We start from the raw sequence: 15,107 nt of genomic DNA on the forward strand, positions 1-15,107 counted from the left end.
ACATTTGGCCGGAAACGATTCCAAACAGGTGACCGAAGAATTCAAGATTATCCAGGAACAGAACACGCGCTGCCAAAAGAACACCCTGAGCTTTGTCCTTAGCCCTACCCAAGAAGATGGAAGGAACCTGACCAAGGTGCAGTTAAGGGAAATGACCCAAAGGTTTATCAAGGAAATGCAATTGGGGGAACGGCAGGCCATCGCTTTTGTCCACAGGGACAAGGCACATACCCACGTCCATTTATACGTCAACCGCATCGATTTTGATGGCAAGGCCTACAATGACAGTTTTATAGGGAAACGCAGCCAATGGGCCGCCGAAAAGGTGGCCAAGGACATGGGGCTGACCACCGTCAAAGAGGTACAACTGGAAAAGGAACTGGATTCCATACACATACGCCATGAAATAAAGGATATACACCATAGGGTAATGGAAAACGAAAGGCCACAAACGCTCGATGGTTATATCAAGGCAATGAAAGAAAGGAACGTAGAAGTTATCCCCAGTATCAACAGGGCGAACAAATTACAGGGATTCCGGTTTAAATACCAAGGGCATAACTTCAAGGCAAGCGAAGTGCACCGTTCCCTGTCCGGGGGAAGAATAATGGGGCAACTTTCAAGAAACAGGGGCATGGGAAAAACAGTGGGGGTAGGAAAATCGGTCCAGGTACTGGGAAAAACCTTGGAAATGAGTGCCAACCTGGCTTCGAGCATGGCCAAAAATATGCTGAAAAAAACAATCAAAAGGGCCATCGATAGAGGAATCGGATACTAAAACAAAAAGCTATGGGATATAAAAAACTGGACGAAGTTATGGAATTGCTCACCGACGAGCTGGACGGGTTCAATAAGTCCATTAGCAGGTTGGAGCGGTTGACTCAAAATGTAGATAATATCAGCATAAAACCGGATACTTCGGATATCGAGTATTTGCTCAAGGAGCACCTGAACTCGGAGAAGGTCAAAACTTTAAGGCTTCAAGAATCTATTGACGATATTATGGAACAGATTTCCAAAGCAAGGTTGATTCCAAAACTAAATCTTGGGCTTCTATTTTTGATTTGGCTTATCTCCTTGGTCATTATTGGTTATCTGGCATTTAAGGTATCCCGAATAGACGATATACAAAAAAGGGCCTTTGCCGATGGAGGGCAGCAGGTGATCCATGAGTTAAGAGACTATTTTGACCAATATCCCGAGCACTATAAAGACTATCAGCAATGGATAAAGCAAAAAGACAGTATTTCAAACCAAAAGTAGGGTGCGCCCTATGGAATTTCTTCTTCTCGCTTATCTACCGGAACGCGGAAGAAATTCCACAGGATCCACGCGCAAAATTTTGGGGTAAGATTTGGGATAATGAGGATATACAAATCAATTTGATTTAACAGAAAGCTGGTTAAACAAATAATTATACCACACGAATCTTTCAAGTATTTACACTTTTTGGGAAGATATATATGTCCCAAAGAACACTACGGAAACTCCTAAATACATTTATCGAAAAAGGTCAACCTTTATAAAAGAGAAGACTTGTAATCCGAATAAAGATTCGATTTACCGAATTACGCCATTATTTTGTACACTAGTTCTACCATCCTCATCGGTGATATAGTCAAAATCTCCCATCCCCTTGCTTTCCATTTCTTATTACTTTGGGAATTCATTTCGAAGGGACAACTATAATTTGTTTAAATCTCGTTAGGCAGACCCGGCCTGGGTTCTTGGGTTTACAATAGCTCCTTCTCCAATACCAAATCAAAATTTATGGTGCCAAGATAACCGTCACGGTATTCTCTCTTAGAAAAGCGTGTTGATTGCCTTTAGGTTGGGCGAGACAATGTTTTCAAAAAAAGAAAAGAATTCAAGGGTTACCTTTTCAATTTCTCGGTATAAATAAGAAAATGAATTAAACACAAATGAAAACAGACTATCAAACCTTGTTGAATCATCCCCGGTGGAAAACCAAAAGAAGGAAAATCCTAACCAGGGATCAATTTAAATGTGCTTGGTGCGACAATGATCAAAACCTGAAGGTACACCATCGACAATACCATTTTATCATTAGCCAAAATAGGCATCAGGAACCTTGGAACTATCCAGATAAGTACTTAATCACCTTATGCGATAGCTGTCATAAAGAAGGACATAAAACATATCAAATCCCAACTTATAAAATCTAATCAATAAAGCCAAATGAAACTATTCTCAAGATTTTTCGAAAAAGGAAACAAAAACGATCTATCAGTTCAATCACAAAACATCAGCGATGGAACATCACCGACCATTATTCCATCTCGGGAATTATTTATAGATACTGATCCGCCTGCTCAATTAATTGAAACTTTTAACACCAAAGAAGGTAAAATACAGAGTTTTCTCAAAGAAGACTATATGTCTCGAGGCCAATATGATGGTTATACCAAACATTCAAACCAGGCCCTGATGATCTACAAGCGCAAAATCAAATCAGAGTTCCTGTTTATTGTAGATCAATTAATTCAGGAAAAACAGCAGCGAAAGCTTAAATCGATAAACACCCTTGTGGAGGTATCGGGAATTTCAGATAGCATAAAAAGTCAACTAGAAAATGTCGTTAAAGCATTAGATTCAGCCATTGCAAACCTAGAAAAACAAAAGGCTTTATCCGTTGAAGAGGAGGGGTGGGTCATGCCGGCTTTACACACGTATCATCTTGGATTTATGCAAGGGCTGGAAGATTATTTGGCAGAAAAAGAACTCTTTAACACACACTTAGGAATTTAATTAATAGTTAATTATGTTGACATTTTATAGCAAAATAATCGGGGAAGACCCTAGATATACAAGAACATTTCAACCAAGCGGAAAAAGAAGTGTCGTTCTCAAAGGCACTGCTTTGATTATTCCCGTAATCCTCTGGTCGTTGATGAGTTTCTTACTGGTTAGAAATGTACTTGGAGAAACTTATCTTATAGCGACTGTAACAGGACTAATGACAGGAACCATTGTTTTTCTTATAGAAAGAACCATTCTAATGTCCAATGGTAATTTCTTTATTGTCTTGTTTAGAATTTTACTAGGGTTTCTGATTGCATCCTTAGGAGCCGTTGGAATGGATCAAGTGATTTTTAAAAATGACATAGACAATAAAATAGAGCAATACAAATTATCATCAATAGAGATGGCTGTTGACGATATGGATAATCGATTCTTTGACAAGGTAAATGAACTGCAGGCCATTGTCAACAAGAAAAAGTCAAATTGGCTCACCGCTTTAGAAAGAACTGGATGTGAGGCCGATGGAACTTGTGGAAGCCTCATTAGAGGAAGAAGTAGCATTACTGATCTCAAGGAGAAGATTGCCAACCAACTAGGAGAGGATTATAAGAAGGAATATGCTAGATTAAATGCCTTAGAAGCCGAATACAATTTGGCTGTACAATCTGCAAAATCCCAAGTAGCAGAAGACTTTAATGGAAATTCTTTGTTGTTGCGCATTCAGGCTCTTCATGAGCTAATCGCATCCAATAGCTATATGAAGGTGGTTTATCTAATAATAACAGGCCTCTTGTTCTTGACTGAATTCATTGTCATCATTGTAAAAGTAAGTAGCAGAAAATCTATTGACGAGCAGATTGAAATAGCCAAGGATAAGATTCAAGAGGAAAATATACGGAAAGTACTTGAAAATAAATCCAGATTTATACAGCCAGAAAAATACCTAAGTTCTACAAGGGCAGTGAGCCGTTTAGTAAAAGAAAATGAAGATGCCTCTTTTGTAATTTAGTCTTTCTTGTATGATTCGCTTAAATTTTGGAATTGCCAAAAGAGGTTCAGAGTGCACTGGAATACAGAAATTTTTATAACTTGACTCCGAAAGGATTTCAAGTCTCTGTTTTTATATGCCTCACATCGATCAAGAAAAAGTTATTCTCATCCGAAATGATCGAAGCTGTTTCGAGGGTGTCTATAAGACTTGCAAGCCCCTTGCTATGGGGTTTATGAGAAAACAAATAAATCTAGGCACTCCTCAGGTCTCTTTAGATGATATCTATCAGGATGCCCTAATTGTACTCTATGAAAAAATTCTAGACAATTCATTTACCTTAAGCTGCTCTATTCAAACCTATGTCAATTCAGTTTGTCGTAACATGCTCTTAAAAAAACTAAGAGACAATCCCAAGCATACAGAGATAAAGGGTGACTTTGACCCCAACATCTCTGATGATTTAGGTGAAGAAAATATAAAGGATAGGAAATTTGAAGCCCTCAAATGGGCGTTTGAAGAGCTTTCTAGAGGAGGAGGGAAATGTGCTGAAATGTTGAAGCTCTTTTGGTACAAAAAAAATTCTATCAAACAATTGACAGATTTCTTTAGCTATGAGAATGATGAAACCACCAAAGTGCAAAAAAGCAAATGTCAAAAGCGATTAAAGAAAATAGCAACTAATTATATACTTCAAGTAACTTGATAGACCCAGCGCTCAATATCGTTCAAGAATTAATCTATGACGCTGGTCGTAGGGAACCACAATTTGATGTCTCTAGTGACGTGGTTAATTGGGATGCTATTAAAGATGCTTTCCTCAACTACGATCAGGATCGAGATTACCTTAATAAAATCATAGAGCGGAATTTTGAACATCCTGAGCAGATAATTGATCAATTGCCAAATCTATATGTAGAATTTATAAGACGTCTGGCTCTAGACTATTCAAAAGGCAAAAAACATCCTTCTATCCAATATTTCCTTGAAAAAAACAACAAATATTTCCTATCTGAGTTAGAAATACATTCTTTTCGAGAAGACCTTGGGCTTAGACGGAAAGAAGAAATACCGCGTTTGGGTGATGAAAAAAAACTGGAGGAAGGACATTTGATGTTCGAGTTTGAGGACAATTTGATTCAGGATGTTATTACAGAAGCATCAAGGGAGGAACTTAGAAATCAATTCAAAAATTGGGATACCGAACTCCCATTAGCAGCGGTTTCAGAACCACCCTCTAAAAGCAAAACAATAATCACTCCTTGGCTAAAATACACTATAAGTGTTGCAGCTTTAATTATTTTTGGGTTCTTCCTATGGCAGCCTGGGAAAAAGTCGAATGAAGAGTTGTTTAATGAGTTTTCAGGGCAGGGATTCTTAAAAGAATCAAGTCTACAGCAAGACAATGAACAGGAATACAGCGTGGATCCTTCTACAAGAGGAATAGAAGAAGGCCCACTTAATTATTCGATTATTGACGAAGAAGAAATCGTAAATGGATTGCGTCTACTTGAAGAAGGGAATTTTGATAAAGCAAAACTGATTTTTGAAAAACAGGGTTCTAAATACAACGAGGCAGAACTGCAATTTTATATGGCTGTAGCAAGCTTAAATTCAAATGAAGTCGAAAGGGCCGTTTCTACATTAGAAAACCTTGCGAAGGATAAAGAATCAACAATCAAGGGGGCCGTGAAGTATAATTTGGCTTTAGCCAATTTGAAAATGGGGGAACGTAAAAAGGCAAGAGAGATTTTTAACTCGATAATTAGCGAAGGTTTGGAATATAGTGAGGAAGCAAAAATAATTCTTCAACAGATGAGGTGGCCTTAACCTCTCAATAAATTAACCCCTACATCATGAAAGAAATATTGAACCGGATAACTTTCTGGTTGGTTTTGGCGCTATTGATATACTTTGCAATAAATCTTGTTCACCTTTCCTGGTACATTGCGAACCCGGAAGGATTTTTTGGAATCGGATACTTCTTTGATATCTTAAGTACGCTAATTACGGTGGTGATTGTTTTGGTAATTCTTATAGTCGCTACTGTGATGGTTTTTTACTTCATTGTTGGGTTTTTCACCAAAAAGGTAAACAAGAAAAGTGCCTTGTCATTTATTGGATTGTTGATTTTTATATCATTCATGTCCTTGTTTAATCATTTTTGGTCAAATGGCATTAGTTTTTTTCTAAATTCCGATCTGTCCAAGAAGTATGGATACATAAATCAAACTAGGAAATATTTGGAAGAAGGCAAGTCTCAGAAAGCAGTGAGGTATGCAAAAAAATCATATGAAAGGGAATCAAATGTAGACCCATCCAGATTCTTTCTTCTTACTAGTACTTATCGTTTATGGTCATATGACAAAAAACAACGCTTGCTTTCACTATATGGCGCAACGATCAATTATGGCGATATCCTATACAATACACTGGATTCGCCCGAGAATGCCATTGAAAAGTTTAAAGAAGCTCTTGATATTGTTGAAAACAATCTAATTAAAGACCAAAGCACAGATCTAAAGATTTATCCACTATCGTCTATCGCCCATATTTACGAGATTCAAGGGGAATATTCAAAGGCCGATGACTACTATAGTTCCCTTGAAAAGCTTCAAGCTGATATAGATTCTCAGGAAATACAAGATGTCCTTTTTTCTCGATTTTTTCTTAAGGCCAATAGAGCGATAACAGTGGGAGACCATGAAAAAGCTTTCGATATTTATCGAGAATCCCTTGATAAATTTAGAGAACAAAGTCCTGACAAGCTTGATTCACCATTCTATTTCCAGTTGCTCAACCTAGCAATTATTGACGCCCTATATCACGAAAATTTTACAAGAGCAGCTGATGTTTTAGTAGAGGCACAAACTGTCTTAGATAAAATCGAAAATGACTTATTTAAAAGCCAATTTTTAGGTATAAAGGGCAAATACCTCCTTCTTGCGAGTCATTATGGGCAGGGTGATGAAAGATTAATATCATCTAGTTTTTTGGACCTTTTCTCCTCCCATAAGGATACGACAATTGAAATCAAGATGCTTCGGGAGGCTGAGCTTTGCTTTACAGAAAAACTCGACATATCAAGAGAAAATGCGGGGAAGAAGAGTCCAGAGTACATTCAAGACCTTTTTGCTCTTGCCGATTACTATGTGAACATTGGAGATTTTGAAACAGCGAATCCGTATGTGGAAGAGGCACTAAGTCTCATGGAGGTAACTGGCTTTAAAATCAGAAGAGTCTATGAGAAGCTCCTCTTTTATAAGCTGCTAATTAAAAGTGAACTTGAAGGTTTTGACTATCAATTTGCTCAGAAAATAAGCCAATCTATATTTGAGAGTATTAACACAAGTTTTGTGGCCTTCACAGAAGAAGAAAAAGAATACTATGCGATCTATATGAACAAGTATCTGGGAGCATTAAATTCGGCATATCTCGAGCAGAATTCTGATAAGGCCTATGTAGCTGTTTATGATAATGTGCTAGGAATCAAAAATTTTGCCTTAGATGCAAGGAAAAATCTGAGAGCGTATTTAAAAATTGCGAATGAAAAAATAAAAAATCAATATGCTGATATAATGGATAGAAAATCTATATCAAATCTTTCCAACGAAGAAAAATCAGATAATCACAAAAGAGAATTAGAGCTCTTAAAAATCATAAAAGAAGATTCCGATTACATTCCATTCAAAACGAAAAAAACCCATTGGCAACAGGTGGCAAATTCTCTTGACTCTTCTCAAGCAGCTGTTGAATTTATTAATGTAGAAAAATTGGGCACTAAAGAGGTAATTTATTATGCGCTTGTTCTAGAAAAAAATATGCCCGCCCCAAAGGCAATACGTCTTTTTGAAGAAGAAAAGCTGAAATCAATCCTTAATGTCAAAGGCAATAGTAAAGAACGCATCAATCAGCTATACGTGCAAAAAGCAGATTCCCTTTATAGCCTTATCATTGCTCCTGTTGAGTCCGCTATCAATTCCAAAAAAGAGTTGTTGATATCTCTTAGTGGATTATTACACAACCTATCATTTCCTGCAATTTTTAAAGGCAGTCCCTTATCCTATAAAATATTTGGTAGTACACGAGATATCTTAAAAAACGCTGCGGATTCAAATGGGACGATTAATGCAGCATTGTTTGGTGGCATAGACTATGGCCTGAAAAAGGATAAAGAAACCCCAAAAAAAATGGAAGGCCGTTCCCCGTATAGCATAAATACCTTTTCCAATTTGGAATATACTGAAGATGAGGTGCTGAAAATTGATAGTGTTATTTCCGGCAGAGGTGTGGCGGCTCACACAAAGATATTCACTAAAGAAGCTGCAACTGAAAAAACCTTTAAAAACCTTGACGGGAGAAGTTATGACATCATACATCTTGCAACACATGGTTATTATTTAAAAAATTATTTTGCTCAAGATATTTTTGGTGTAAATGAAGGACTTAGCTCAAACAGTAATCCTCTTGCCAGAATTGGCTTGGCTCTAGCTGGAGTAAACAGCAAAAAGGGTGGTAATTATGGCAATGATGGGCTTTTAACGGGTATGGAAATTTCACAAATGGATCTCTCCAATACTAATTTAGTGGTGCTCTCAGCATGCGAAAGTGGGTTAGGGGATATCATGAGCAGTGAGGGGGTGTTTGGGCTTCAGCGATCATTTAAAATTGCTGGGGTCGAATCAATAATTGTTAGCCTATGGCAAGTTCCCGATAAACAAACCTCTGAACTTATGATTAGTTTTTACGATTATTATGTCAATGGGACTCCAAAAAATGAGGCTCTTAAATTGGCACAGAGAGAAATAAGTATAAAATACCCTGACCCCTATTATTGGGCTGGCTTTGAGTTGATAAACTAATTCGCTCTTTCGTCATGAACTATGCGGCCAAATCTATCCGCCTGTTCGTTAGATGATTTTGTTTCTTCTTTATATGCTTAAAAGGGTTTTTTGATCGATAGCAGGTAATCAAGCAATTAGAGTTTCCAGACACGATGATTACAATATTTTTGGGCCTATGTTTTAAGTTCAGGTATCTAGGAATAGAATTCTCTCCTATAACATAAAATATCATGCCTTGCTTAAAATAAGCCTCGCCATATTCTATAGCTAAGGAAATATCCTTGTCCGAAATGTTTCTCTGTCGTGACCTCTTGAAGGAATGTGTCGAATGCTGATAGGATAATTCCGCAGATTTGTGGAGTTTTTCACTCTGAACTTTCCAAGTTATTTTCTTCTTGCTTTCCGGTAAATTTAAGTTATGTGTTTTCATCTGAACTAATGGTTTTATTAGTTTATACCGCTAGTCCCAATAAGGTAACCCTTATATTAATTTTTTCTTATTCATGGGCTTTGATTGAAACAAAACTTGCCCAGTCTTTGGATGTAACCTAAATAAGGAATTTCCCAGAAATAACAATTACCGAAGATGAGCAACGGGTAATCTCAAACTTGAGAGGACACTTTGATAAGAAGGCAGAGTTTTGCGAATCATACCAGAAATGGATTAAGGAAAAGATAGTTGTCCAAATCAAAAGTAAGGTGCGCCCTATGGAAATTTACTTTTACGTTTTTCTATCGGAATCACTACAAAAATTCCACACGATCCAGGCGCAAACTTTAAGGTTAAGGATTTGGGATGAGGCAATTAATAGCACATTTATCTTATATAACCATTTAACTAAATCCTTGTTAATATGGAAATTTTAAACACTTAAATTTTATCGATACCTTCTGAACCTCTCAACGATGTGCACTTTTGGCAAATTTTTTAGATTTATACATCTGAACCTTTAGGCCTTTTTCTTATTCCTTATCTTGTTGTCTGATTTAGCGAAGTATGTTCTGAGCTATCGTAGATAACGTAAAAGTAGGGCCAAAACCAAACTCAAACGGCAAATGTCCAATGTGTGGAGGCCGGGTATTGTCCAAATGCGGAGAGGTCAAAGTATGGCATTGGGCTCATTTCAGGGATGAAAATTGCGACACATGGTAGGAGCCTGAATCATACTGGCATCTACATTGGAAAATGACGTTTGGAAAGGATAATGCCGAGATTGTTGTTAGGAAGAATGATAAATGGCATATAGCCGATATATTTACGAAAAGCGAGGTAGTAATAGAGCTTCAAAACTCCCCTATCCAAAAGGACGTGATTAGAAAAGGAGAGGAATTCTACGGTCGACGCATGATTTGGCTCATAAATGGAGTCCATTTCAAAGACAACTTCTTTATTAGGGAACTGGACGACTACAATTATAAATGGAATGTTAAACACAATTTAACGAACGATCAAAAAGGCAAAAAGCGTTTTTGTTGGCATTATGCCCGAAAGTGCTGGTTTATGTTTAAGAGACCTGTCTTCATTGATTTTGGGGAGAAGACCTTATTTTGGATCAAAGAGGGAATGGGAGCAAAACACGGTATAGGGGAATTTGTCTCCAAAGCCAGTTTTATAGATAAATACGGAGGGGATTACGAATATTATAACGAGCAAATGGCAAAAGGGGTAAGGCTGACCTAAAATTTTTCAGTCTACGCGATCCCAAAGCATGCAAAAAAATGAATGCGACCTTCGAAAAAGGGCATGGCTGGAAAAGTGAGCAAACTACCCTTTTTTCTCGATTGTATAAGAAAATTCCTTATTCATACCGTTAACAATTGCTAAACTGTTCGGTATTTTCTATTTTGGTAGAATAATAATTACTTCAACAATATTTTTAAAATCTATGCCAGAATGTATCGAATGTGGGGCCTATACCAAATTTAATAATGGCCACTGCAAAGATTGCTTTCAAAAACAGAATGGAAACCCATGGGTGTCCGGAGTAATCAAGGGTAGAATTGCAGAAACCATTGTTGAACAACTTTTTATTTCACTGGGTTTTCAGGTGTTTAAGTACGGGATGGAAAATTCAATACCAGGTATTTCCGATTTATTGAAAGGTGTTAGAGGTGATGTCTCAAAGAATATTCGCCAAATGCCAGATTTTGTAGTTTTTAAAGACAAGCAAGCACATTTTATTGAAGTTAAATTTAGAAAGAATGGTAGTCTTAGCATAAAGGATATTGAGTCTTATGGCGATTACCCCTTTGAAAATGCTCTCTTTGTTTTACTTTCCCCTAAACACATTAAATGTATTTCCTATAAAGAGTTGAAAGCAGGTAAAGTAATTCATGAAAAATGTAGAAATTGGCTTGGTAGCCGAAAAGAATTTGAAACCGATAAAGAATTGATAATAGACTATTGTCGATATGCCATCAAATTCTTTGAAAATGTAGATTAATGAGTCAAGTAAAATCTAAAAAGCGCCCCATGCCTTTATTTTTGCCGTCGCGCGGTCACGAACCTTGAGAAAAAGAAACCTCGTGCTAAATTTAAGTAAGCAAGTGCGCCCTATGGAATTTTTGCTTGACGCTTATCTGCCGGAACACTACAAAAATTCCACAGGATCCGTGCGCGGTCAGGTTATGGTAAGATTTGGGACTTTGTTAGTGTCTGTTGCTTATTTTTTGAATTTTTTGATTTAAAGTTGCTCGAAGGGTAGGACTACAAAACCTCTATAAAACAACCATTTTTTTAATCAGGCTGTACGTTTCTTATTCTTTTTATTATCTAACATTAACATTACTAAATACAATTTAACTTGGGTATCCTATAATCTGATGGAGTCTTCGGGAAATACTCTGCCAAGAATTATTTAGATTTAGTGTTTTAATTTCAATATTGTGCCTCTTATATCTAAAATTTAAATTGTATTCCTTTTCTATAGTTGGATATAGCAAAATTCCTTTGGCTAGATTGTTCCTTTCTGTATTATCTTCTTGATTCAAAAGATAACTGAATAATTGGTACAGGTTATTGGATTTTATTTTCTCCGTATCATAATTAAATGACATGGTCTCTCGGTAATATTTGGCATCAATAATAATTTTTTCATGCTTATTAATAAGTGTAATGTCCGTTTTCATTTGAGGAAGATATCTAGAATCCATCATAGATTCTAGCTGCCAATTTATAATCTCTGACTTTACTATATTAAACTTTTTCTGTTCAATTTTATAGAAATTTCTAATGAATGCCTCAAAAAGTTGATTCATTTTATTTTCATCCCTTGTAAAGTCCGTGAATTCATAATAATCGGAATTTTCTAAAGGCATCGTGTTCTCATATATGATTTCACAAACATTCATTAGAAAATGATAAAATCGATTATTTCGATTAATTCGGAATTGTTTAAAATGAGATTTAGTAATTTTTATTACATCGATTCCATTGAATTTTCTTTTCAAACCAATAAGTTGAGCTTTTAAACCTTTATTTAGACCATTAATGCGTATTAAATTACTGATAGTTGATATTAGGATTTGATTTAATAAGATATTCGAGGAGAAGTCATCAAATGAACATATAGTGTTTTGTTTAGCTAACAGGTTATTTTTCAAGCTTGCACTAATTTGTATTTTCCCTTTAACGCCAACTATTTCCTGTGTGCGGTCGACGTAGCTTTTATCGATGCCTCTTTTTAAAAGAATCCTTGTGCCATTAATTAATATTTTGGCAAATAAATCTTTTATTTCCATAGAGTCATCTACCGAAATATTTACGCGCTCTTTTTCTTCTAACTTATTCCATGCATAGCATAGTAAATAATATATATTTTCAATTGGTATATGCATTTAACGCTGAAGGATTCTAATTGTTTCCGAAATATTATCTTCCTCATCAAACCATATTTCTTCCAACATAGGCTGAATTTCAAAATCAAGTATCCCTTGCCACCATTCCATTTCATTCTCACCTGATTCAAATCCACAGAAATAGCTATGACCAATTTGAAAACCTTCGCCTAAATTTTTATCCGACTTTATTTTATCATTTACTTTTTTAAGAGATATACTTATATGGTTTACCAGTTCTTTTGACAAACCTTTGCTTTTCAGGAATTCTTGGAAATTGGTGCCATAATCGGGTTGCAATCCGATAAAGGCAAAACGCCTTCTAAGTGCATAATCAACTATTGCTAAGGATCTATCTGCAGTATTCATTGTGCCAATTATATATAGATTGTTCGGCACATAAAAACGATCTTCCTCATCTTCGGCGTAAGTTAATTTTAGTGCGTATGCTGAATCGCGTTTGTCAGCCTCTATCAACATCATGAGTTCTCCAAAAATCTTACTGAGATTACCTCTGTTGATTTCATCTATTATAAAGAAGAAAGGCTTGTCTGGATGGGCTTGGGCTCTTCTACAAAAAGTAAAAAATATGCCATCTTTCAGGTCAAAGGTCCCTTTTAGGGTTGGTCTTAAACCTTGAATGAAATCTTCATAACTAAAAGATTGATGAAATTGAACCATTTCTATATGTGCATTGTTAACCTCTTTCATTATTTCGTAGGCTAATTTTCTGGCAATAAAGGTTTTGCCAACTCCCGGAGGTCCCTGTAGAATTATATTTTTCTTACGCTTTAGTAATGATACTGTTTTTAGGAAATTCTTCTCACTAATAAATGGCTTGTCGCTATCGTCCTTAAATGAGTATTTATTATTACCTTTTTTAAGTCGAAGGTCTGTGATAATATTTTTAGTGTCTATTACTTCTCTGATTATATCGTATTCTTCTTCCGAAATATTAAATAGACTACCTTGATTGTTTTTAAATACCTCGCATTCCTGAAGACCGTTGATATTTTTAAGCTCGTTCCAACTGACGGGGATATCAAGCTTTTCTATTAATTCAAATTCAATTTCTTCTCCAACGTCCGTGTTGTGAATTCCTTTAGTAATCTCATATATGGCCTTAATTTGTTTTGTAGGTGAACTCTCATAGCCTATAATAAGATCTCCTGGTTTAGCTTGTTCGAAGTATTTATAGATTCTTCTTTTATTACCTTTCTCGTTGTGCGTAGTATATTTTTGTTTCTCTCCTTCTTGATGGTTGGTGATGCTCCATATTTTCGGGTTGGAATTTAGCCACCAGAAATTAATTGGTTCTTCATCATCCAATTCTTCCTGTGTCTCTAAATCCCCAGATTCGATATTATTACTTGTGATACTTACTGACTCAAAAATAAGATTTTGACCTGTGAATATTTCTTTTAATTCGGGATAAAGACGTACATATTCATCCAATAGAAAGCTCCAAATTTTGGTTGGGCTAAAAGTGTCTGGCCTAAATAAACTTTTGTACCCTTTTAGACTTCTCGATTTATATTGATATACTCTATTTGTCAACCAATTTATTTTTCTACGATGCTTGTATCCATTTTTTAAGGAGTCATAATAATATTCTCCATCAATAAGACCAATTCCTAAACAAGTATTTATACCCTTATTTACAAAAACAACATCACCAATATTTGCCGTCTTAAAGAACCATAAATTCCATGTTTGATTGGATTGGCTCTTTTCAGGAAGACCTGCTTCTAAATTAAGCTCTTGAAGGCTCTTAATGTTCGTTATATCTTTCAAAGGGAGATGACTATAATCTATAGCTATAAGTTTCTTGTTGTAGAATTCTTCCCATTCGGAAGCTTGACTTCCGGGTGAAAATTTAAAATAATTTCTGGCTTCTTTATTAAGCTTAACTATTTCTGACTTTTGAGATTTCAAAGTATTTATTACCTCATCATAATTCTGAATTTTTTCAAGGATGTTTGTTTCGGGATTTTTAATATCGTGACCTGCAATCCTCCCAACTTCCGGAACATTGCTTATTGCAAGAAAGAATTGATAGGCATTTTTGTGAATTTTCTTGATGTTTGGAAATACCGCTAACCAACAAAAATCTTGTCCAAAATTGGAAGGCCCCTGAAAATCCACTATGTGATACGTATAATCTTCTAGTTTCAATTGACCGATAATATCTTCCGCTATTTGTTGTAGATAATTTTGAACGGTTTCTCTAGTTGGCTCCCATTTGTTATAGAAAAAAGTATGAAAAACTTTCCATGGGTTTTGCCAATTAGCGAACATATCTCTTTTTCCAACAGGATACTGTTTTAACTCCTCAATTATAGTGTTCGGTAAATGATCAAATGCCTCCAATTGTTTTGAACGAATTTTATCCTTAATGTCTTCAACAATTTTCGGAGTAATTATTATGCCATCCAGCATAAATCTTGCCACTTCAGCACGTAGAAGGTTTACTGGTCGTAAACCATTCTCTAGATTGGAGTAATCTTCATAAAAGCTATTAACTTGCTCTATTCCGAGATTATTGATTGCCTCATAAAGCAATTCACTTTTTGTACTGTATATATGGTATTGTGATGCTAAATCCTTAATATATTGAAATTGTTTTACCATGATTTTTTAATTACAGTTTTTCCAACTACAGTTGTAAAATTATT

12 protein-coding genes are annotated in these 15,107 nt (G+C 35.8%); 10 read left to right on the plus strand and 2 right to left on the minus strand.

Going from position 1 to position 15,107, the window contains the following annotated elements:
- The 10 genes from BLS33_RS05205 to BLS33_RS05255 all read left to right on the plus strand — a co-directional run.
- Positions 1 to 778: relaxase/mobilization nuclease domain-containing protein (locus BLS33_RS05205; RefSeq protein WP_089886264.1), on the plus strand; the 778-nt coding region annotated here is incomplete at its 5' end.
- 11 nt (positions 779 to 789) lie between these two features.
- The gene (locus tag BLS33_RS05210) at positions 790 to 1,263 is read left to right on the plus strand and encodes a DUF6730 family protein (protein ID WP_089886266.1); all 474 of its coding nucleotides are present in this window, start codon (positions 790 to 792) and stop codon (positions 1,261 to 1,263) included.
- A gap of 936 nt (positions 1,264 to 2,199) precedes the next feature.
- A complete protein-coding gene (locus BLS33_RS05220; protein ID WP_089886270.1) occupies positions 2,200 to 2,769 on the plus strand; it encodes a hypothetical protein in 570 nt (189 codons plus the stop codon).
- Positions 2,770 to 2,782: 13 nt separating this feature from the next.
- Entirely contained in the window at positions 2,783 to 3,772 is a 990-nt protein-coding gene (locus BLS33_RS05225; protein ID WP_089886272.1) for a DUF4407 domain-containing protein, read from the plus strand.
- A 214-nt stretch (positions 3,773 to 3,986) separates the two neighbouring features.
- On the plus strand, positions 3,987 to 4,457 hold the full coding sequence (locus BLS33_RS05230) for an RNA polymerase sigma factor (protein ID WP_143017573.1): 471 nt from the start codon (positions 3,987 to 3,989) through the stop codon (positions 4,455 to 4,457).
- Positions 4,454 to 5,581, plus strand: coding sequence for a tetratricopeptide repeat protein (locus BLS33_RS05235; RefSeq protein ID WP_089886276.1), 1,128 nt, complete (start codon positions 4,454 to 4,456; stop codon positions 5,579 to 5,581). Before BLS33_RS05230 ends, BLS33_RS05235 begins: the two co-directional genes overlap by 4 nt.
- Before the next feature lie 293 nt (positions 5,582 to 5,874).
- Positions 5,875 to 8,613 (plus strand): CHAT domain-containing protein, encoded by a 2,739-nt coding sequence (locus BLS33_RS05240; RefSeq protein WP_176801337.1) that lies wholly within the window; start codon positions 5,875 to 5,877, stop codon positions 8,611 to 8,613.
- A gap of 1,045 nt (positions 8,614 to 9,658) precedes the next feature.
- Positions 9,659 to 9,748, plus strand: a complete 90-nt coding sequence (locus tag BLS33_RS25410; protein WP_143017574.1) for a competence protein CoiA family protein — start codon at positions 9,659 to 9,661, stop codon at positions 9,746 to 9,748.
- Positions 9,749 to 9,781: 33 nt separating this feature from the next.
- Complete coding sequence (locus BLS33_RS05250) at positions 9,782 to 10,276, plus strand: competence protein CoiA family protein (protein WP_089886281.1); 495 nt, start codon at positions 9,782 to 9,784, stop codon at positions 10,274 to 10,276.
- Between the two features lie 205 nt (positions 10,277 to 10,481).
- Complete coding sequence (locus BLS33_RS05255; protein ID WP_089886283.1) at positions 10,482 to 11,039, plus strand: hypothetical protein; 558 nt, start codon at positions 10,482 to 10,484, stop codon at positions 11,037 to 11,039.
- Between the two features lie 355 nt (positions 11,040 to 11,394).
- Here the strand turns inward: BLS33_RS05255 and mcrC are convergent, their stop codons facing one another.
- Entirely contained in the window at positions 11,395 to 12,432 is a 1,038-nt protein-coding gene (mcrC, locus tag BLS33_RS05260) for a 5-methylcytosine-specific restriction endonuclease system specificity protein McrC (protein ID WP_089886285.1), read from the minus strand.
- On the minus strand, positions 12,433 to 15,063 hold the full coding sequence (locus BLS33_RS24630; RefSeq protein WP_143017575.1) for an AAA family ATPase: 2,631 nt from the start codon (positions 15,061 to 15,063) through the stop codon (positions 12,433 to 12,435).
- Positions 15,064 to 15,107: the final 44 nt, after the last annotated feature.

The sequence above is a fragment of the Kriegella aquimaris genome (genome assembly GCF_900103215.1).
Lineage (GTDB): Bacteria > Bacteroidota > Bacteroidia > Flavobacteriales > Flavobacteriaceae > Kriegella > Kriegella aquimaris.

Excerpts from the sequence above, each read along its gene's own strand:
- BLS33_RS05255 (WP_089886283.1), top strand. The coding sequence starts at position 10,482 with ATGCCAGAATGTATCGAATGTGGGGCCTATACCAAATTTAATAATGGC.
- BLS33_RS05250 (WP_089886281.1), top strand. The coding sequence starts at position 9,782 with ATGACGTTTGGAAAGGATAATGCCGAGATTGTTGTTAGGAAGAATGAT.
- BLS33_RS05225 (WP_089886272.1), top strand. The coding sequence starts at position 2,783 with ATGTTGACATTTTATAGCAAAATAATCGGGGAAGACCCTAGATATACA.
- BLS33_RS24630 (WP_143017575.1), bottom strand. The coding sequence starts at position 15,063 with ATGGTAAAACAATTTCAATATATTAAGGATTTAGCATCACAATACCAT.
- BLS33_RS05210 (WP_089886266.1), top strand. The coding sequence starts at position 790 with ATGGGATATAAAAAACTGGACGAAGTTATGGAATTGCTCACCGACGAG.
- mcrC (WP_089886285.1), bottom strand. The coding sequence starts at position 12,432 with ATGCATATACCAATTGAAAATATATATTATTTACTATGCTATGCATGG.
- BLS33_RS25410 (WP_143017574.1), top strand. The coding sequence starts at position 9,659 with ATGTGTGGAGGCCGGGTATTGTCCAAATGCGGAGAGGTCAAAGTATGG.
- BLS33_RS05220 (WP_089886270.1), top strand. The coding sequence starts at position 2,200 with ATGAAACTATTCTCAAGATTTTTCGAAAAAGGAAACAAAAACGATCTA.
- BLS33_RS05230 (WP_143017573.1), top strand. The coding sequence starts at position 3,987 with ATGAGAAAACAAATAAATCTAGGCACTCCTCAGGTCTCTTTAGATGAT.